Source organism: Mesorhizobium comanense (assembly GCF_005503535.1).
In the GTDB taxonomy this organism is placed as follows: domain Bacteria; phylum Pseudomonadota; class Alphaproteobacteria; order Rhizobiales; family Rhizobiaceae; genus Mesorhizobium; species Mesorhizobium comanense.
This window is the reverse complement of record NZ_SCNN01000013.1, coordinates 58,794-77,908: the sequence shown is the minus strand read 5'-3', so window position 1 is coordinate 77,908 and position 19,115 is coordinate 58,794. Positions and strand designations below refer to the sequence as shown.

Below are 19,115 nucleotides of genomic sequence, written 5' to 3'. Positions count from 1 at the left end.
TCATGGCCAGGAAATCCTTCTTCTGCATCGACGGCCACACCTGCGGCAATCCGGTGCGGCTGGTTGCCGGCGGCGGCCCGCTGCTTGAGGGCTCGACGATGATGGAACGGCGGGCGCACTTCCTCGCCGAATATGACTGGATCCGCACCGGGCTGATGTTCGAGCCACGCGGCCACGACGTCATGTCGGGATCGATCCTCTATCCGCCGACGCGCGATGACTGCGACATCGCCATCCTGTTCATCGAAACCTCGGGCTGCCTGCCGATGTGCGGCCACGGCACCATCGGCACGGTGACGATGGCAATCGAGCATGGGCTGATCAAGCCGAAGACGCCCGGCGTGCTCCGGCTCGACACCCCGGCCGGATTGGTCGTCGCCGAATACAAGCAGGTCGGCGAATATGTCGAGGAAGTCCGCATCACCAACGTGCCATCCTTCCTCTATGCGGAAGGGCTGACGGTTGAATGCCCGCAGCTTGGCGAAATTACCGTCGATGTCGCCTATGGCGGCAATTTCTACGCCATCGTCGAGCCGCAGAAGAACTATCGCGACATGGCCGATCATTCGGCAGGCGACCTCATCGCCTGGAGCCCGGTGGTGCGTCAGCGGCTCAATGAAAAGTACACTTTCGTGCATCCCGAAAACCCCGGGATCAACCGGCTGTCGCACATGCTGTGGACCGGCAAGCCGACGGTCGAAGGGGCCGACGCGCGCAATGCCGTCTTCTACGGCGACAAGGCGATCGACCGCTCGCCATGCGGCACCGGCACCTCGGCGCGCATGGCGCAGCTGCATGCCAAGGGCAAGCTGAAGGCCGGCGATGCCTTCGTGCATGAATCGATCATCCGTTCCCTGTTCAAGGGCAAGGTCGAAAAGGATGTCAGTGTAGCCGGCAAACCGGCGATCATTCCCTCGATCGGCGGCTGGGCGCGCATGACGGGACTGAACACGATCTTCATCGACGACCGTGATCCGTTCGCACACGGATTTATCGTCAAGTAGTCGATTCATCACGTTAGGGAAGGGATGGAAACACAGAAATGAATTCTGTCAGCGGCGCAAGGAATCTTCTCATCACCTAATTTTGACGGTGATTTCTTCGAATCGAAGCGCATGATGCGGTCGAATCGTCAAAGACATTGCGTTATGCCAATGATAGGGTCCGCGATAGTCCAGGGGTCGGGTGCAAAAAACGGGCGATCGCAACGGCGTGAATTGGAAACACGCAGGGCGATCAAAAAAATCACGTTGCAATCCGGGCTCGAAACTTTACGACTAGGGGAAATACGAAAAGGAATGCGTCTGCATGGGCGACATTCCAGGGGAGCCATGTACACATGCAGTACTTTGTCCAGCAGCTTATCAACGGGCTGACGCTGGGATCGATCTATGGCCTGATCGCGATCGGCTACACGATGGTCTACGGCATCATCGGCATGATCAATTTCGCTCATGGCGATATCTTCATGGTGGGCGCCTTCACGGCGCTGATCGTTTTCCTCATCCTCAGCGCCCTGTTCTATTCGGTGCCCGTGGTCATCGCGCTGCTGATCATGATGATCGTGGCGATGCTGCTCACCAGCCTCTACAACTGGACGATCGAAAAAGTGGCCTACCGGCCGCTGCGCGGTTCGTTCCGCCTGGCGCCGCTGATCACCGCCATCGGCATGTCGATCGCGCTGTCCAACTTCGTCCAGGTGACGCAGGGCCCGCGCAACAAGCCGATCCCGCCGATGGTCAGCAAGGTCTACAATATCGACGGCATCAGCGTTTCGCTGAAGCAGATCATCATCGTCATCGTCACCGCGCTGCTGCTGGCGCTGTTCTGGTACCTGGTCAACAAGACCTCGCTCGGCCGCGCCCAGCGCGCCTGCGAGCAGGACCGCAAGATGGCGGCGCTGCTCGGCGTCGACGTCGACCGCACCATCTCGATCACCTTCATCATGGGTGCTTCGCTGGCGGCCGTCGCCGGCACGCTGTTCCTGATGTACTACGGCGTGGTCGCCTTCTCCGACGGTTTCGTGCCGGGCGTTAAGGCATTCACCGCCGCGGTGCTGGGCGGTATCGGCTCGTTGCCGGGCGCCGTGCTCGGCGGACTGATGATCGGCTTCATCGAGAGCATGTGGTCGGCTTACTTCTCGATCGACTACAAGGATGTCGCCGCTTTCTCGATCCTGGCGATCGTCCTGATCTTCCTGCCTTCCGGCATATTGGGCCGGCCAGAAGTCGAAAAGGTCTGAGCCCATGGCCGTTACGGTAAATCCAGAGCGCGACGCCGTCGCGACTCCCATTCAGCGTGCGCTTCGCGAAGCGTTCTACGCCGGCGCCATAGCGCTGGGCCTGTTCGTGCTGTTCATCGGTCTGCGGACCGACCAGAACATGTCCAACGAACTGATCCTGGTGCAGCGCTGGGGCCTGCTTGCCGGGGTGGTTATCGCCACCGCGGTCGGCCGCTTTCTCTATGTCGGCTTCGCGCAGCCCGCCATGCAGCGCGCCAAGGAAGACAAGGCCAAGGCTCCCGCCGTCGTCGCGGAAGCCGGCTTTGTGCGCCGCAACTTCACCAAGATAGGCATCGGCGCCCTGTTGCTGTACCCGATCGTGATCGTGCTCCTGGTCGGCTTCCAGGGCTCGTTGAAGTGGGTCGACAATTTCGGCATCCAGATCCTGATCTACGTGATGCTGGCCTGGGGGCTGAACATCGTCGTCGGCCTCGCTGGCCTGCTCGATCTCGGCTACGTCGCCTTCTATGCCGTCGGCGCCTATGCCTATGCGCTGCTCGGAACGCATTACGGCCTGTCGTTCTGGATCCTGCTGCCGGCCGCGGGCTGCATGGCCGCATTCTGGGGCGTGCTGCTCGGTTTCCCGGTGCTGCGCCTGCGTGGCGACTATCTGGCGATCGTCACTCTCGCTTTCGGCGAGATCATCCGCCTGGTGCTGATCAACTGGCGCGAGGTGACCAACGGTTCGGCCGGCATCTCCGGTATCCCGAAAGTCTCGTTCTTCGGCCTGATGTCGTTCAACGTCTCGGACCCGAACTACATCGCCAAGGTTCTGGGCATCGCCCAGTCCGGCGCCTACTACAAGATCTTCCTCTACTACCTGATCCTGGCGCTCTGCCTGCTCACCGCCTTCGTCACCATCAGGTTGCGCCGGCTGCCTGTCGGCCGGGCCTGGGAAGCGCTGCGCGAAGACGAGATCGCCTGCCGCTCGCTCGGCATCAATACCACCACCACCAAGCTGACGGCCTTTGCCACCGGCGCCATGTTCGGCGGCTTCGCCGGGTCGTTCTTCGCCGCCCGGCAAGGCTTCGTCAGCCCGGAATCCTTCGTCTTCCTGGAATCGGCCATCATCCTGGCCATCGTGGTCCTGGGCGGCATGGGTTCGCTGGTCGGCATCGCGATAGCGGCGCTGGTGATGATCGGTGGAACCGAAATCCTGCGTGAGCTCGACTTCCTCAAGGCGGTGTTCGGCCCCGACTTCACGCCGGAGCTTTACCGCATGCTGCTGTTCGGCATGGCCATGGTGATCGTCATGCTGTGGAAGCCGCGCGGCTTCGTGGGCAGTCGCGAGCCGACGGCCTTTCTCAAAGAGCGAAGGGCTGTCTCAAGCTCCTTCACCAAGGAGGGGCACGGCTGATGAACGCGATCCCATCTCAGCAGGCTGGCGCCGGCATGAAGGATGCCATCCTGCAGGTCGAGCACCTGTCGATGAAGTTCGGCGGTCTCGTCGCCATCGGCGACCTGTCCTTCGAAGCCAGGCGCGGCGAGATCACCGCGCTGATCGGCCCCAACGGCGCTGGCAAGACCACGGTGTTCAACTGCATCACCGGCTTCTACAAGCCTTCGGAAGGCATGATCACGCTCAATCGGGCCGATGGTTCGACCTATCTGCTGGAGCGCCTCCCCAATCATGAGATCCCGGCGCGCGCCAAGGTGGCGCGTACCTTCCAGAACATCCGCCTGTTCTCGGGCATGACACTGCTGGAGAACCTGCTCGTCGCCCAGCACAACAAGCTGATGAAGGCGTCGGGCTATACGATGCTCGGCCTGTTCGGCTTCTCGAGCTATCGCAAGGCTTCGGCGGAATCGGTGGAGCTTGCCAAGTATTGGCTGGAGAAGGCCGATCTCGTCGACCGTGCCGACGATCCGGCCGGCGACCTGCCCTATGGCGCCCAGCGGCGTCTCGAGATCGCGCGCGCCATGTGCACGGGACCGGAGCTCCTGTGCCTCGACGAGCCCGCGGCCGGCCTCAATCCGAAGGAATCGCTGGCCCTCAACACGCTGCTGATGGACATCAAGAACAACAGCGGCACGTCGATCCTGCTCATCGAGCACGACATGTCCGTGGTCATGCAGATTTCCGACCATGTCGTCGTGCTGGAATATGGCCGCAAGATCTCCGACGGCAATCCGCAGTCGGTGCGCACCGACCCACGCGTCATCGCCGCCTATCTCGGCGTCGACGACGAAGAGGTCGAAACCGTGCTGACCGAAGTCGGCGACGAGGACGTCATCGAGCAACTCGACACCGGCCCCGATGCCGCGCATGGCCCCGGCACGTCCTCGTCATTCCTGGCCGGACCGGTGAGCGACACCGTCAGCCACAGCGAAGGCGAGCGGGTCACGGTGTCGAAGGGCGCCTCGAAAGCGGCGCAGGTCGATGCTCGCGCCGCCAGCGTTGCAAGCAAGCCGGTTGCAGCCAAGCCTGCTCCGGCGGCAAAGCCGGCCCCGAAGACGGGCGCCGCCGCGACGAAGAAGCCGGCAGCAAAGGCGCCAGCAGCAAAGGCTCCGGCGGCAAAGGCCGGGGGCGTTTCGAACCGGCTGGAGGCCCCTCGTGGCGGAAAGGCCGACAATCTGACCCGCATCAAGGGCATCGGCACGGTCAACGAGAAGAAGCTCAACGAACACGGCATCTTTCATTTCGACCAGATCGGCGCCTGGAAGAAGGCCGATGTGGAGGCCGCCGAGGCCTATCTCGCCTTCGATGGCCGCATTGCCCGCGAGGAGTGGGTCAAGCAGGCCAAGCTGCTCGGTCAGGGCAAGGAGACGGAATTCTCGCGCCGGGTCGACGCAGGCAAGGTGGCGACCAGCCACGCGTCCGCAAAGGCCGCGCCCGGGAAGACCGCCGCGGCCAGGCCCGCCGCGGGCAAGCGCGGAGGGGACAAGTGATGGCCGGGACAACGCTGCTCGATATCAAGGGCGTCCAGACCTACTACGGCAACATCCGGGCGCTGAACGGGGTCGATGTCACCGTCAACCAGGGTGAGATCGTGGCGCTGATCGGCGCCAACGGCGCCGGCAAGTCGACGCTGATGATGACCATCTTCGGAGCGCCGCGCGCCCGCGCCGGCACCATCACTTTCGCCGGCACCGACATCACCCAGCTGCCGACGCACGAGATCGCCCGCATGCGCATCGCGCAGTCGCCGGAAGGACGCCGCATCTTCCCGCGCATGACGGTGATGGAAAACCTGCAGATGGGCGCAAGTCTCGACAACCTCAAGCACTATGACGAGGACGTCGAGAAGGTGTTCGCGCTGTTCCCGCGGCTGAAGGAGCGCATCTCCCAGCGCGGCGGCACGCTGTCGGGCGGCGAGCAGCAGATGCTGTCGATCGGACGCGCGCTCATGGCGCGGCCGAAACTGCTTCTGCTGGACGAGCCGTCGCTGGGGTTGGCGCCGCTGATCGTCAAGCAGATCTTCGACGCCATCCGGGAGCTGAACCGCACCCAGGGGCTGACCGTGTTCCTGGTCGAGCAGAACGCCTTTGGCGCGCTGAAGCTCGCCACGCGCGGCTATGTCATGGTCAACGGCAATGTGACGATGAGCGGCACCGGCAAGGAACTGCTCGCCAATCCGGAAGTGCGTGCCGCCTATCTCGAAGGCGGACATCACTGAGTTTGGAGCGAATGCGCGCATCCGGCGCTTCGTTTCAGATTGTTTGTTTGTCGCATGAACTTTGCCCGAAAAGCCCGCAACTTTTCGGGGTCGTGCTAGGGAGACTTCACCATGCAAGGCATTATCTACGAGGAGCCGTCGATCTGGCAGTTCTTCTTCGTCACCTGCCTGCTCGGCGGCTGGGCGGCCTGGATGACCGGCAAGGCGAGCGCCCAGACCTGGCGCACCTTTCCGCAGCTGTTCGCCTATATGCTGGGGTTAGGCATCGCCATCCGCTTCATCCATCACGCCCTGTTCAACGGCACGATGTTCTCGCCGCAATACTATGTCGTAGATACCATCGTGCTGATGATACTGGGCTTCGTCGGCTATCAATACACGCGAACCAACCAGATGGTCACGCAGTATAACTGGCTCTATGAAAGAGCTTCCTTATTGAGCTGGAAACCGAAAGGTTGACGTTCATCATTAACGCCGCTTCAGGGATGAATCGGCGTGACAAGTGCCTGAAAATCGGCAAACTATGCTTTCTGCGATAAGGGTGGGCATCGCATGAAAGCTTCATCCACGCCCACTCCGTTAATGGGAGCGTTTACATGAAAAAGTCACTTTTGTCCGCCGTCGCCCTGACCGCGCTCGTCGCGTTCAGCGGCAACGCGTGGGCTGACGTCCTGTTCGGTGTCGCCGGTCCGATCACCGGTCCGAACGCGGCCTTCGGCGCACAGCTGCAGAAGGGCGCCGAGGCGGCTGTCGCCGCGATCAATGCCAAGGGCGGCATCAATGGCGAGCAGATCAAGCTCGAAGTCGGCGACGACGTTTCCGACCCGAAGCAGGGCATCTCGGTCGCCAACAAGTTCGTCGGCGACGGCGTCAAGTTCGTGGTCGGCCACTTCAACTCGGGTGTCTCGATCCCGGCTTCGGAAGTCTATGCCGAAAACAACATCGTTGAAGTCACCCCGGCGGCGACCAATCCGAAGTTCACCGAGCGCGGCCTGTGGAACGTGTTCCGCACCTGCGGACGCGACGACCAGCAGGGCGGCATCGCCGGCGCCTACATCGCCGCGAATTTCAAGGATGCCAAGGTCGCCGTCGTGCATGACAAGACCCCATATGGCCAGGGCCTCGCTGACGAAACCAAGAAGGCAATGAATGCCGCCGGCGTCAAGGAAGTCATGTACGAAGGCGTCAATGTCGGCGACAAGGATTTCTCGGCGCTGATCGCCAAGATGAAGGAAGCCGGCGTGACCCTGATCTACTGGGGCGGCCTGCACACCGAAGCCGGCCTGATCATCCGCCAGTCGGCCGACCAGGGCCTCAAGGCGCTGCTGATGTCGGGTGATGGCATCGTGACGGACGAACTCGCGGCGATCGCGGGCGACGCCGTCGCCGGTACGCTCAACACCTTCGGCCCGGACCCGCGCCTGATCCCCGCCAACAAGGAACTCGTCGAGAAGTTCCGCGCGCAGGGCTTCGAGCCGGAAGCCTATACGCTCTACGCCTACGCCGCCGTGCAGGCGATCGCCGAAGCGGCCACCGCCGCCAAGTCGAACGACCCGCAGGCCGTCGCCAAGGCAATGCATGAAAACGGCCCGTTCCCGACCGTCCTGGGCGACCTCGCCTATGACGCCAAGGGTGACCCGAAGCTGCCGGGCTACATCATGTACGAGTGGAAGAAGAAGGACGACGGAAAGTATTCCTGGTTCCCGAAATAAGCCGTTCGGACAGATTGACTTCAAGATGCCCGGCGCTTTGCGCCGGGCATTTTTTGTTTCGGGCTGCCTCTGCATCGATCCCGCCAAATTCGGCGCGGCCGGCCCCGGAGGGCTTCGGGTGCATTCAAGAATGGCTGGTGGATTTGCAGACGGAGGCCGTTCCACGCTTTTCCCGGTTGGTTTAGCCGCGAAATGATCGCGCGCCGAAATGGCCGCCGCGACGCTTTCGCCGGCATTTGACCGGATGCGACCGCGCTTGGCGCAAAGTTTTGATTTCAATCGATTGAATCTTACGTCAATTCTGTTTGCACTGCAGCATTTTCACGCTAATCATTGCTCCGATTTCCCGTCCCTTCCGCTGCTGGAGCCCAGTCCTTGGCCATCACGAAGATCCTTGTCGCCAATCGGTCAGAAATCGCCATCCGCGTCTTCCGCGCGGCCAATGAACTGGGCCTCAAAACCGTGGCGATCTGGGCCGAGGAAGACAAATACTCGCTGCATCGGTTCAAGGCCGACGAGAGCTACCAGGTGGGACGCGGCCCCCACCTCGCCAAGGACATGGGCCCGATCGAGAGTTATCTGTCGATCGAGGAGGTGATCCGCGTCGCCAGGCTTTCGGGCGCCGACGCCATCCATCCCGGTTATGGCCTCCTGTCCGAGAGCCCTGAATTCGCGGAAGCCTGCGTTGAGGCGGGCATCACCTTCATCGGCCCGAAGCCGGAGACGATGCGCCGGCTCGGCAACAAGGTCGCCGCGCGCAACTTGGCGATCGAGGTCGGGGTGCCGGTGGTGCCGGCGACCGACCCGCTGCCCGACGACATGGACGCGGTCAAGAAACTGGCCAAGGAGGTCGGCTATCCCGTGATGCTGAAGGCCTCGTGGGGCGGCGGCGGCCGCGGCATGCGCGCCATCCGCTCCGAAGCCGATCTCGCCCGCGAGGTGATGGAAGGCAAGCGCGAGGCGAAGGCCGCCTTCGGCAAGGATGAGGTCTATCTCGAAAAGCTGATCGAGCGCGCCCGCCACGTCGAGGTGCAGGTGCTTGGCGACACGCATGGCAATGCCGTGCACCTGTTCGAGCGCGACTGTTCGATCCAGCGTCGCAACCAGAAGGTCGTCGAACGCGCGCCCGCGCCCTATCTCAGCGAGGAGCTGCGCCAGGAGCTGTGCGGCTATGCGCTGAAGATCGCCGGCGAGACCAGCTATGTCGGCGCCGGCACGGTGGAATTCCTGCAGGACGCCGACACCGGCAAGTTCTATTTCATCGAGGTCAATCCGCGCATCCAGGTCGAGCATACCGTCACCGAAATGGTGACCGGCATCGACATCGTGAAGGCACAGATCCACATCCTCGACGGTTTCGCCATCGGCACGCCGGAATCGGGCGTGCCGGCGCAGAGGGACATAAGGCTGAACGGTCACGCGCTGCAGTGCCGCATCACCACCGAGGATCCCGAGCATAATTTCATCCCGGACTATGGCCGCATCACCGCCTATCGCGGCGCTACCGGCTTCGGCATCCGTCTCGATGGCGGCACCGCCTATTCGGGCGCGGTCATCACCCGCTTCTACGATCCGCTGCTGGAAAAGGTGACGGCCTGGGCGCCGACGCCGGCCGAGACGATCGCGCGCATGAACCGGGCGCTGCGCGAATTCCGCATCCGCGGCGTCGCCACCAACCTGACCTTCCTCGAAGCGATCATCAATCACCCGAGCTTCGCCGACAATTCCTATACGACGAAGTTCATCGACACGACGCCGGAGCTGTTCCAGCAGGTCAAGCGCCAGGACCGCGCCACCAAGTTGCTGAACTATCTGGCCGATGTCAGCGTCAACGGCCATCCCGAGACGCGCGGCAGGCCGATGCCCAAGGCCGATGCGGCGGCACCCGTCGTGCCCTATCTCAATGGCAATGTTCCGGCCGGCACCAAGCAGAAGCTCGATGTGCTGGGGCCAGAGAAATTCGCCTCCTGGATGCGCGAGCAGAGAGAGGTGCTGGTCACCGACACGACGATGCGCGACGGCCATCAGTCGCTGCTGGCGACCCGCGTGCGCACGCATGACATTGCCGGCATCGCCGGAACCTATGCGCGCGCGCTGCCGCAATTGCTGTCGCTGGAATGCTGGGGCGGCGCGACCTTCGACGTCGCCATGCGCTTCCTCACCGAGGACCCCTGGGAGCGTCTGGCCAAGGTGCGCGAGGCGGCGCCCAACCTTCTGCTGCAGATGCTGCTGCGCGGCGCCAACGGCGTCGGCTACACCAACTATCCGGACAATGTCGTGCAGCATTTCGTCAAGCAGGCGGCGCATGGCGGCATCGACCTGTTCCGCGTCTTCGACTGCCTGAACTGGGTCGAGAACATGCGCGTCGCCATGGACGCGGTCGGCGCCGAGGGCAAGCTGATCGAAGCGGCGATGTGCTACACCGGCGACATCCTCGATTCCGCCAGGGCCAAGTACGACCTGAAATACTATGTCGGCCTGGCCGGCGAACTGGAAGCGGCCGGCGCCCATATCCTTGCGGTCAAGGACATGGCGGGCCTCCTGAAGCCGTCCGCCGCGCGCGTCCTCTTCAAGGCGCTGCGCGAGGCGACCGACCTGCCGATCCACTTCCACACCCATGATACGTCGGGCCTGTCGGCGGCGACGGTGCTGGCGGCGGTGGAGAGCGGCGTCGACGCCATCGATGCGGCGATGGACGCCTTTTCCGGCAACACGTCGCAGCCTTGCCTGGGCTCCATCGTCGAAGCGCTCAAGGGCACCGAGCGGGATCCGGGCCTCGACCCGCAATGGATCCGCAAAATCTCATTCTATTGGGAAGCGGTGCGCAACCAGTACGCCGCCTTCGAAAGCGATCTGAAGGGCCCGGCCTCGGAGGTCTATCTGCACGAGATGCCGGGCGGACAGTTCACCAACCTCAAGGAGCAAGCGCGTTCGCTCGGGCTGGAGACGCGCTGGCACGAAGTGGCGCAGACCTATCACGACGTCAACCTGATGTTCGGCGACATCGTCAAGGTGACGCCGTCATCGAAGGTCGTCGGTGACATGGCGCTGATGATGGTGAGCCAGGACCTGACCGTCGCCGATGTCGAAAACCCGTCCCGGGACATCGCGTTCCCGGATTCGGTCGTCTCGATGCTGCGCGGCGATCTCGGCCAGTCGCCGGGCGGCTGGCCGCAGGCCTTGCAGAAGAAGGCGCTGAAGAGCGACAAGCCGATCACGGTGCGGCCGGGCTCGCTGCTCAAGCCGGCGGACCTCGAGGCCAGCCGCAAGGAGATCGAGGGCAAGCTCGAACGCAAGCTTTCGGAGTATGAGTTCGCCTCCTGGCTGATGTATCCAAAGGTGTTTTCCGACTTTGCCGCCGCACAGGAAACCTACGGCCCGGTCAGCGTGCTGCCGACGCCGACCTATTTCTACGGCATGAAATCCGAGGACGAGATCTTCGTCGACATCGAGAAGGGCAAGACGCTGGTCGTGCGTTGCCTCGCCATCGGCGATGTCGACGAAAAGGGCATGGTCACCGTCTTCTTCGAGCTCAACGGCCAGCCGCGTCGCGTGAAAGTGCCGGACCGTGCGCATGGCGCCTCCGCCGCCAAGGCGCGGCGCAAGGCCGAACCCGGCAATGAAGCGCATGTCGGCGCGCCCATGCCCGGCGTGGTCTCGGCGCTGTCGGTCGCGGCCGGCCAGGCGGTGAAGGCGGGCGACGTGCTGCTTTCGATCGAAGCCATGAAGATGGAGACGGCGCTGCACGCCGAGCGTGATGGCACGGTGGCCGAAGTGCTGGTCAAGGCCGGCGACCAGATCGACGCGAAGGATCTGCTGATCGCCTTCAGTTAGTCGGCACCTTTTCGCAGGGTGGCTGTCCGCATGATGGCGGCAGCGTTGCCGTGGCCGTCGATAACGGCTTGACCCGCTGCCCCCGGTCGGGCATCGAACCGCTGAAATTCGCTGCGGCCTGTTCCCCGAGTCGCGGCGCAGCCCTCAATTTTGGAGAAAAACATGGCCGACGATATCACCGAGACCAGCCAGACTGTTGCCGCCGGCCAGCTGCGCGCCCTCATCGAACGCATCGAGCGGCTCGAGGAGGAAAAGAAGACGATCGCCGACGACATCAAGGAAGTGTTTGCCGAGGCCAAGGGCACCGGCTTCGACACCAAGGCGATCCGCACCATCATCCGGCTGCGCAAGAAGGACCAGGCCGAGCGCCAGGAGGAGGACGCCATCCTCGATCTCTACATGGCCGCCCTCGGCATGACCTGATCGGCAAACGCATCGGGCAGACGGATGGCCGCCTCGAAGGCGGCCATTTTGCTTTCAGCAGATGTCCGGGCGGGCGCCGCGCATATTGGCCGGCGCCGTCGACGTTTGCGCCGGCAGGGCGGCGCGGGCGTTTGCGCCGCCGCGTTCAATACTCAACAAAACTTGGCTGAAAGTGCAAAGCCGGCACTGAAAAAACCGCCATGATCGGCCGGTCTCGCTGGTCTTTGTCCCGATAGAAGTCCTTACAGGGCGCGATATGCAAAACCGGACCCGGCCAGCCTTTCGAAAACTGTGCATTGGGGAGATGGCATGAAAATCCGGACAATTTTGCAGGCAGCGTTGATTGGAAGCATGTTGAGCAGCGCTCCGGCTTTCGCGGAGGATCTGACGATCGCGGTCGCCGGTCCCATGACGGGGCCGATCGCGAACATCGGCGATCAGTTCAAGCAGGGCGCGAAGGCGGCGGCCGACGCGATAAACGCGAAAGGCGGCGTCAATGGCCGCCAGATCAGCCTGTCGATCGAGGACGACGTCTGCGACCCGAAGCAGGCCATCTCGGTCGCCAACCGCATTGCGGCCGCCGGCATCAAGTTCGTCGCCGGCCATGCGTGTTCCGGCTCCAGCATCCCGGCTTCCGCGGTCTATGCCGAGAGCGGCATCCTGATGATGAGCCCGTCCTCGTCCAACCCCGAATTGACCGACGCGGCGGCCAAGAAGGGCTGGAATACGATCATGCGCCTCTATACGCGCGACGACGAACAGGGCGCTTTCATCGGCCCGTGGATGGCCAAAAAGTTCGCCGGCAAGAACGTCGCGATCATGCATGACAAGCAGGCCTACGGGCAGGGCGTGGCCGAAGCGGTGCGCGCCAGGATGAACGAGGCGGGCCTCAAGGAAGTGCTCTTCGACGGCCTCAACCCGGGTGAGAAGGACTACAGCGCGCTGCTCACCAAGCTCAAGGAACTGAAGGTCGATGTCCTTTATTTCGGCGGCCAGTTTCCGGAAGGCGGCCTGATCATGCGCCAGGCCGGCGACATGGGCTACAAAGTCCAGCTGATCATGCCCGATTCCATCGCTTCACCCGAATTCTGGCAGATTGCCGGGCCGGCGGGGGAAGGCACGCTTTTCGCATTTCCGGCGGATCCGCAGGCCAAGCCGGAGGCCAAGGAAGCCGTCGAGAAGATCAAGGCCGGCGGTTTCGTGCCCGAGGGATACACTCTGTTCGCTTACGCGACCATCCAGGCGATTGCCCAGGGCATCGAGCGTGCCGGCTCGGATGATCCGGCCGCCGTCGCGGCGGCGCTGAAGGATGGCAAGCCGGTCGATACGGTCATCGGGCCGATCGTGTTCGATCAGAAAGGCGACATCCAGGACGCCAAATATGACATCAATCAATGGCATGACGGAAAGTACGCGCCCATCACCCCGTAAATTTCGCAGCGCGGGCCAGCCACCCGCCTCAAGATGAACCGGAGAGCCGGCGGCGCCCGAATGGCCCGCCGGCTCTTTTCGTGCCGGGAGGCGGCCGCGCGAAGGCCTGCTATAGTCCGGCGCGAACAGGAACGAGCCGTGCATCAAAATCCGACGAACCCGGAGGTGGCCGATACGCGGACCAGGAGCGTGTCGATCCTGCTGCTGCCCAAATTCACCGTGCTGCAACTCGGCTGCATCGTTGACACGCTGCGGATCGCCAATCGCGTCGCCAAATACGAGGCCTACAGTTGGCAGATCGTCGCGACCACCGACGATGTGCTGTCCTCGACAGGCATAAGGATCAGCGCCGACGTTCTGATCGGCTCGGTCAAGGCATCCGATTTCGTCATCATCGTCGGCGGGCTAGACGGCTATCTGCACCAGGACAAGAGCGTGCGCGGCTGGCTCCAGCATATCAGCCATGGCGGCGCCGAGATCGGGGCGGTATCGGCCGGCGTCTGGGCCTTGGCGCGTTCCGGCCTGCTCAACGGAAGGCGCTGCGCCATTCACTGGGACGACGCACCTTCCTTCGCCGAAATGTTTCCGGACGTGACGGCGACCAAGGACATCTTCGTCCGGGACGGCAGGTTCTACACCTGCGCGGGCGGCATCGCGGCGACCGACATGATGCTGCAGATCATCGGCGACAAGTATGGCTCGGTGTTCGCCGCCGATGTCGCGGATCTGCTGATCTATTCGCGGCGGCGGCCGTCGAGCGCGGTGCAGCGCCGGGTCGAGGTGGAGGACCCGATATCGACCGAGCCCGTCAGGCGGGCCGTCGCGCTCATGGAGGATCATATCGAAACGCTGATCACGGTGGAGGCGATCGCCAAGCGCATCGGCATCTCGCGCCGCAAGCTCGAGCGGCAGTTCGTCTCCTCGCTCGGCGCCACGCCGAAGCAGTACTACGTGACCATGCGGATGCGCCGGGCCAGAAAGCTCCTGCTCGAGACCAAGCTTGCGGTGACGGAAATCTCCTTCCGCTGCGGCTACATGTCGACGTCGCAGTTTTCCAACGAGTTCAAGGCGATCTATGAACTGTCGCCGCTGCATTATCGCCGGGAAAACTCGCTGATCCCGTGAATGGCGGCGGGCGATCCGTCGCGGTCCGGGCAAGCCGCCGCATTTTCCACAAAGCTTGGCGTAAGCCGAGAAGAGGGGATGTCGTGACGCTCGCATAGTGCCTTCGGGCATCGCGCGCTTCGCCCGGAGGCGTCTAAAGCGCACGGCCGGTGAAGAGTGGAGAAGACGGGCATGAAGATCACCGACGTCAAGACTTGGGTTGTCGGCAACCCACCGCCCGGCATCGGCGGCAAGTATTTCATCTTCGTCAAGCTCACCACCGATGGCGGCGTGGTCGGTTACGGCGAGGCCTACAACGCCACCTTCTCCGCCCACATCACGGCCAAACTGGTCGAGGACATGGCCGAGCGCTATCTGATCGGCCACGATCCGCACGACATCGAGAACTTCTTCCGCCGCGCCTATTCCTCAGGTTTCACCCAGCGGCCCGATGTCACCGGCATGGGCTGCTTCTCGGCGCTCGAAATGGCCTGCTGGGACATTATCGGCAAGGAGGCCGGCAAACCCGTCTACAAGCTGCTCGGTGGTCAGGTCCACGAGACGCTGCGCTCCTACACCTATCTCTATCCCAGCGCCGGGTCCGTCCATACCGATGCCGGCGAAAGCAAGGGACGCAACGCCTTCAACGACCCCGACATGGCCGCCGCCGAAGCGCTGGATTGCGTCGCGCAGGGGTTCAACGCCGTCAAGCTCGATCCGGCCGGCCCGTACACCGCCTTCGACGGCCACCAGCCGCGCCTGGCCGATATCGATCTGTCGGTCCGCATGGTCAAGGCGATCCGCGAAGCCGTGGGTAACCGCGCCGACATCCTGTTCGGCACGCACGGCCAGTTCACCGCGTCCGGCGCGCTGCGCATCGCACGCGCCATCGAGCCCTACGATCCGCTGTGGTTCGAGGAGCCGGTGCCGCCCGACATGCCGGAGGTCATGGCCCAGGTTGCCCGTGGCACCTCGATCCCAATCGCCACCGGCGAGCGTCTGACGACCAAGGCCGAATTCGCCCGCGTCATCGAGAACCGCGCCGCGACCATCTTGCAGCCGAATGTCGGCCGCTCGGGCGGTATCCTCGAAACCAAGAAGATCGCAGCGATGGCCGAGGCCTACCACATCCAGGTCGCGCCGCATTGCTATTGCGGCCCGATCGTGGGCGCCGCCAACATCCAGCTGGCGGTGACACTGCCCAACTTCCTGATCCTGGAATCGCTGAAGCAGTGGGACGGTTTCCACGCCACGCTCCTGAAGAAGAAGATCGAGTGGCAGGACGGCAATGTCATTCCCTCGAAGGAGCCAGGGCTGGGCGTCGAGCTCAATGAAGCAGTCTGCGATGCCCATCCCTACACCGGCAAGGATTTGCATCTCGAGATGAGGCAGGTGCCGATGGTGCCGTGATCCTCCGAAACCGTTGGCCTGGCGGATCGCGAGCATCTCGAAAGTTGTGCGCGGATAAACGTCCCTCGCGCTGCCGCCGTGCTCTGCTACAACGGAGCCAGGGGGATGCTCCACAAAAAACCAATCGAAGACGGCTCGTTCTTCGGCGGCTCTCATTACGAAGAGCATGGCCCCACGGATACCAAGGACTTATCCATGAACGAAACCGTCGTTGAAATCAGAAGATACTCCGGGGAGATCGAGAGGCACCAGCACGACTATCCCCAGGTGATCCTGCCCGTCTCCGGAACCCTCGAAATCGATCTGGGGCACCGTTCAGGACGAGTTTCGGGCGACATTGGCGCATTTGTTTCCGCTGGCTGCCAGCATGCGTTCTATGCCAAGCGAACAGACTCTTTCGTTGTCCTCGACCTGCCGTCCCGCCCAACCATGCGAGAGCTGGATGAAGACATACCCGCATTCTTTCCAATCAGCGGGGAGGTTCACGGCCTGATCGACTACATGGCGGCGCTGGCGGCATCGCAGGAACCGTCCGCCTTGCATCGAAACGCCTGGTCCACATTGCTGCTGGATCGCATCGCTCCTCCCAGGGATCGTCCAGATCGCACGGAGCTTGCCGTCAGAAGAGCCACTGCGTTCATGGAACGAAAACTCGCCGACCCGATCCGCATTGCCGATATCGCGGAAGCGGCGGGGACGAGCCCAACCCGTCTGCATGAAGCCTTCATCAGGGTGTGCGCGACCACTCCGCACGCACATCTGGTTGCAATACGCCTCGATGCGGCTGAACGGATGCTTGCCGATCCGCGCCTTTCCATCGCCGATATCGCGATTTTCAGTGGTCATTCCGATCAAAGCGCCCTGACGCGCGCAATGCGGCGGGAGCGAAATTCAACCCCGGCCGAAGTTCGCCGAAATCTGCTTAGAAAAACGGAAGGAAAAGCCTAAAGTCCGGAAGGTTTTGCCGAGATGTCAGCGTCACACCGCGCTACGGATGCCGAAAATTTCGTGTGTGTGAGGATCACCGATATGGATTTAACCCGTTTCAAAGCGCTGACATTCGATGTCTATGGCACGCTGATCGACTGGGAAACCGGCATCTGGAACGCGCTCCAGCCGCTTTTCAGTATCGCAAATCGCGAAATCAGCCGAGAGGAAGCGTTGGAAACCTATGGGGATATGGAGACGCGGCAGGAAGCCGAGACTCCTTCCTTGCATTACAGAACATTGTTGGCGGTGGTGCATGCAAGGCTCGCTCGACATTGGGGGATCGCTGCGCAGGCTGACCTGCATGAACGTTTCGGCGCCTCGGTGCCCGATTGGCCTGCCTTTCCGGATTCCAGGGAGGCGCTGGCCTATCTGAAACAGCACTTCCGTTTGGTCGTGATATCCAATATCGACAGCCAGAGTTTCGCGGCTTCAAACCGTAAGCTCGGTGTCAGTTTCGATGCCGTTTACACGGCGGAAGACATTGGCAGCTATAAGCCGGATTCGGGCAATTTTCGCTTTCTGTTCGAAAGGCTGAAGCAGGATCTGGGCATTCAGCAAGACGAAGTCCTTCATGTGGCTCAGAGTCTGTTCCATGATCATGCGCCGGCAGAGAGCATTGGGCTGGCCAGCGTTTGGATCGACCGCAGGTTCGGGATGGAGGGGCCAGGGGCAACGAAGCGTCCTATTGCCCAGCCGAAGGTCGGAGGTCATTTTCCAACTCTGGCGGAATTTGCCGCCATGCACCGCGCGGTGGACAAGAAGCACTGATCTCATTCGCCGGGTCCAGGCCGCGAGATCGACGGGTCCGCGCCGTCCCCGCGCAAGACCCAATGCGCAGCTTTCTGATGGCGTTTCTGCGCCGCCGTTGCGCACGGACCCAAATGTCCGCTACGGTTCCCAGGACGCCATCCAGAACGAATTTCGAAACAGTCTCGGGCAGCGGGGCGGCCGGTCATGAGCGAATTCGACTTCGGCGGCCGCCGCGCTTCCGAATTCCGCCATCGCGGTTTCTGGTTGCTGTTCGCCGAACGCCATCCGCAAGAGCGAGCGCGGCTGGCAAGACGCGGTCCATGGTTCTGGCAGCGCGGCTTGCCGGACTTTGCGCTGGTCATCTCCATGTATGTCGCGCCGGCGCAGAACCATGTCGGCGTCTTCTTCGGCCGCAACGAGAAGTTCGGCGCCACGCAAAGCTGGTCCCGATTGAAGCCGTTCCAGCCGGCGATCGAGGACAGGCTGAAGCTCCGGCCTGAACAGAGCTGCGAGGGCCTCGGCATCAATTCGATGTGGCGGGTCAACTGCTATGCCGAAGACAACTGGCCGGCGATGTCAGACTGGCTGGTGACGGAATGTTCGCGTGTCGAGCGTGCCGTGATCGATGTGCTGGGCCGGGAATAGTCGCGCGGTGATCTCGGCATTCTTCCGTTCGCGATGGCTTGGGCAGGTGCCGATCGATCAGCTGTTCTGGCGCGACATGATGCTCGTGGCGACGTTGATCAGCATCGCCTCGTCCGCCACGGCGTTGATCCTGCTCGGACTGAAGATGCCGCTTTGGCTCGTGCTCGCGGTGCACTTCGCACCCGTGCCCTATAATCTCTTCCTGACCATGGCTGTCTGGCGGACAGCCGGCTCATCCGGGGCGAAGGCCTCGCTGATGATGCTGGGTTCCGCGCTGTGGCTCATCGCCACGCTTGTGGTTTGAACGCACGAAAAAGGGCGGCCGAAGCCGCCCTTTCGTTGGATGGAGTTGCCGTCAGGCCGCCGGCTCGAACTTGAGCGCCACGCCGTTGATGCAGTAGCGCAGGCCGGTCGGCGGCGGGCCGTCCTCGAAGACATGGCCGAGATGGCTGCCGCAACGCGAGCAATGGCACTCGGTGCGGACCATGCCGTAACTGCGGTCGACGGTGGTGTCGATCGAGCCCGGAACCGGATCGTTGAAGCTCGGCCAGCCGGTGCCACTTTCGAACTTCAGCTTGGATTCGAACAGCGGCTGGTCGCAGCCGACGCAGAAGAAAGTGCCGGCGCGCTTCTCGTAGAGCAGGGCGCAGCTTCCCGGGCGCTCGGTGCCGTGGTTGCGCATGACCGCATATTGCTCCGGCGTCAGCCGGGCGCGCCATTCGGCGTCGGTGCGGGTTACGGGATAGGTGTGGGTGTCCATATCATCTCCTCAGCCTTGGCGGCTCGTTATTGGTTGCAAGCCATATTCGCATGAAGATAGGCGTTTGTTACAGCTCTGCCCAGTGCGTTGGCGCTGCCCCTCACCTGCCTGCCGGCATCCTCTCCCCGTATAGTGACGGGGAGAGGGGCGCTGTCGCC

General features: G+C 62.8%; 18 protein-coding genes. 17 read left to right on the top strand and 1 reads right to left on the bottom strand.

Going from position 1 to position 19,115, the window contains the following annotated elements; all coding sequences use genetic code 11:
• The first annotated feature begins 2 nt into the window (after positions 1-2).
• The 17 genes from FFS37_RS21655 to FFS37_RS21575 all read left to right on the top strand — a co-directional run bounded on the left by FFS37_RS21655 (position 3) and on the right by FFS37_RS21575 (position 18,501).
• Positions 3-1,004: a 4-hydroxyproline epimerase gene (locus tag FFS37_RS21655; RefSeq protein WP_137933012.1), complete on the top strand. Its 1,002-nt coding sequence runs from the start codon at positions 3-5 to the stop codon at positions 1,002-1,004.
• Between the two features lie 335 nt (positions 1,005-1,339).
• Entirely contained in the window at positions 1,340-2,242 is a 903-nt protein-coding gene (locus FFS37_RS21650) for a branched-chain amino acid ABC transporter permease (protein WP_137933011.1), read from the top strand.
• Positions 2,243-2,246: 4 nt separating this feature from the next.
• On the top strand, positions 2,247-3,638 hold the full coding sequence (gene livM / locus FFS37_RS21645) for a high-affinity branched-chain amino acid ABC transporter permease LivM (RefSeq protein ID WP_137933010.1): 1,392 nt from the start codon (positions 2,247-2,249) through the stop codon (positions 3,636-3,638).
• The gene (locus FFS37_RS21640; protein ID WP_137933009.1) at positions 3,638-5,170 is read left to right on the top strand and encodes an ATP-binding cassette domain-containing protein; all 1,533 of its coding nucleotides are present in this window, start codon (positions 3,638-3,640) and stop codon (positions 5,168-5,170) included. Before livM ends, FFS37_RS21640 begins: the two co-directional genes overlap by 1 nt.
• The gene (locus FFS37_RS21635; protein WP_137933008.1) at positions 5,170-5,898 is read left to right on the top strand and encodes an ABC transporter ATP-binding protein; all 729 of its coding nucleotides are present in this window, start codon (positions 5,170-5,172) and stop codon (positions 5,896-5,898) included. Before FFS37_RS21640 ends, FFS37_RS21635 begins: the two co-directional genes overlap by 1 nt.
• A 111-nt stretch (positions 5,899-6,009) precedes the next feature.
• Positions 6,010-6,357 (top strand): DUF6867 family protein, encoded by a 348-nt coding sequence (locus FFS37_RS21630; protein ID WP_137933007.1) that lies wholly within the window; start codon positions 6,010-6,012, stop codon positions 6,355-6,357.
• A gap of 137 nt (positions 6,358-6,494) precedes the next feature.
• Entirely contained in the window at positions 6,495-7,610 is a 1,116-nt protein-coding gene (locus tag FFS37_RS21625; RefSeq protein ID WP_137933006.1) for a branched-chain amino acid ABC transporter substrate-binding protein, read from the top strand.
• Positions 7,611-7,985: 375 nt separating this feature from the next.
• Complete coding sequence (pyc, locus tag FFS37_RS21620) at positions 7,986-11,444, top strand: pyruvate carboxylase (RefSeq protein ID WP_137933005.1); 3,459 nt, start codon at positions 7,986-7,988, stop codon at positions 11,442-11,444.
• A 162-nt stretch (positions 11,445-11,606) separates the two neighbouring features.
• Entirely contained in the window at positions 11,607-11,867 is a 261-nt protein-coding gene (locus FFS37_RS21615; protein ID WP_137933004.1) for a DUF2312 domain-containing protein, read from the top strand.
• 24 nt (positions 11,868-11,891) lie between these two features.
• Positions 11,892-12,071, top strand: a complete 180-nt coding sequence (locus tag FFS37_RS21610; RefSeq protein ID WP_137933003.1) for a hypothetical protein — start codon at positions 11,892-11,894, stop codon at positions 12,069-12,071.
• Between the two features lie 105 nt (positions 12,072-12,176).
• Complete coding sequence (locus FFS37_RS21605) at positions 12,177-13,298, top strand: ABC transporter substrate-binding protein (protein ID WP_137933002.1); 1,122 nt, start codon at positions 12,177-12,179, stop codon at positions 13,296-13,298.
• A gap of 138 nt (positions 13,299-13,436) precedes the next feature.
• A complete protein-coding gene (locus FFS37_RS21600; RefSeq protein WP_171026359.1) occupies positions 13,437-14,423 on the top strand; it encodes a GlxA family transcriptional regulator in 987 nt (328 codons plus the stop codon).
• Positions 14,424-14,594: 171 nt separating this feature from the next.
• A complete protein-coding gene (locus FFS37_RS21595; protein ID WP_137933000.1) occupies positions 14,595-15,812 on the top strand; it encodes a mandelate racemase/muconate lactonizing enzyme family protein in 1,218 nt (405 codons plus the stop codon).
• Positions 15,813-15,917: 105 nt separating this feature from the next.
• Positions 15,918-16,760 (top strand): AraC family transcriptional regulator, encoded by an 843-nt coding sequence (locus FFS37_RS21590; RefSeq protein WP_232375732.1) that lies wholly within the window; start codon positions 15,918-15,920, stop codon positions 16,758-16,760.
• 81 nt (positions 16,761-16,841) lie between these two features.
• Positions 16,842-17,570 (top strand): haloacid dehalogenase type II, encoded by a 729-nt coding sequence (locus tag FFS37_RS21585; RefSeq protein WP_137932999.1) that lies wholly within the window; start codon positions 16,842-16,844, stop codon positions 17,568-17,570.
• Positions 17,571-17,756: 186 nt separating this feature from the next.
• The gene (locus FFS37_RS21580) at positions 17,757-18,197 is read left to right on the top strand and encodes a hypothetical protein (protein WP_137932998.1); all 441 of its coding nucleotides are present in this window, start codon (positions 17,757-17,759) and stop codon (positions 18,195-18,197) included.
• A gap of 7 nt (positions 18,198-18,204) precedes the next feature.
• The gene (locus FFS37_RS21575; RefSeq protein WP_232375731.1) at positions 18,205-18,501 is read left to right on the top strand and encodes a hypothetical protein; all 297 of its coding nucleotides are present in this window, start codon (positions 18,205-18,207) and stop codon (positions 18,499-18,501) included.
• 51 nt (positions 18,502-18,552) lie between these two features.
• On the opposite strand, the gene msrB is transcribed toward FFS37_RS21575, so the two are convergent.
• Entirely contained in the window at positions 18,553-18,957 is a 405-nt protein-coding gene (gene msrB, locus FFS37_RS21570; protein ID WP_137932996.1) for a peptide-methionine (R)-S-oxide reductase MsrB, read from the bottom strand.
• Positions 18,958-19,115: the final 158 nt, after the last annotated feature.

Coding starts and splice junctions, on each gene's coding strand:
- FFS37_RS21655 (WP_137933012.1), top strand. CDS start 3: ATGGCCAGGAAATCCTTCTTCTGCATCGACGGCCACACCTGCGGCAAT.
- FFS37_RS21650 (WP_137933011.1), top strand. CDS start 1,340: ATGCAGTACTTTGTCCAGCAGCTTATCAACGGGCTGACGCTGGGATCG.
- livM (WP_137933010.1), top strand. CDS start 2,247: ATGGCCGTTACGGTAAATCCAGAGCGCGACGCCGTCGCGACTCCCATT.
- FFS37_RS21640 (WP_137933009.1), top strand. CDS start 3,638: ATGAACGCGATCCCATCTCAGCAGGCTGGCGCCGGCATGAAGGATGCC.
- FFS37_RS21635 (WP_137933008.1), top strand. CDS start 5,170: ATGGCCGGGACAACGCTGCTCGATATCAAGGGCGTCCAGACCTACTAC.
- FFS37_RS21630 (WP_137933007.1), top strand. CDS start 6,010: ATGCAAGGCATTATCTACGAGGAGCCGTCGATCTGGCAGTTCTTCTTC.
- FFS37_RS21625 (WP_137933006.1), top strand. CDS start 6,495: ATGAAAAAGTCACTTTTGTCCGCCGTCGCCCTGACCGCGCTCGTCGCG.
- FFS37_RS21615 (WP_137933004.1), top strand. CDS start 11,607: ATGGCCGACGATATCACCGAGACCAGCCAGACTGTTGCCGCCGGCCAG.
- FFS37_RS21610 (WP_137933003.1), top strand. CDS start 11,892: ATGGCCGCCTCGAAGGCGGCCATTTTGCTTTCAGCAGATGTCCGGGCG.
- FFS37_RS21605 (WP_137933002.1), top strand. CDS start 12,177: ATGAAAATCCGGACAATTTTGCAGGCAGCGTTGATTGGAAGCATGTTG.
- FFS37_RS21595 (WP_137933000.1), top strand. CDS start 14,595: ATGAAGATCACCGACGTCAAGACTTGGGTTGTCGGCAACCCACCGCCC.
- FFS37_RS21590 (WP_232375732.1), top strand. CDS start 15,918: ATGCTCCACAAAAAACCAATCGAAGACGGCTCGTTCTTCGGCGGCTCT.
- FFS37_RS21585 (WP_137932999.1), top strand. CDS start 16,842: ATGGATTTAACCCGTTTCAAAGCGCTGACATTCGATGTCTATGGCACG.
- FFS37_RS21580 (WP_137932998.1), top strand. CDS start 17,757: ATGAGCGAATTCGACTTCGGCGGCCGCCGCGCTTCCGAATTCCGCCAT.
- msrB (WP_137932996.1), bottom strand. CDS start 18,957: ATGGACACCCACACCTATCCCGTAACCCGCACCGACGCCGAATGGCGC.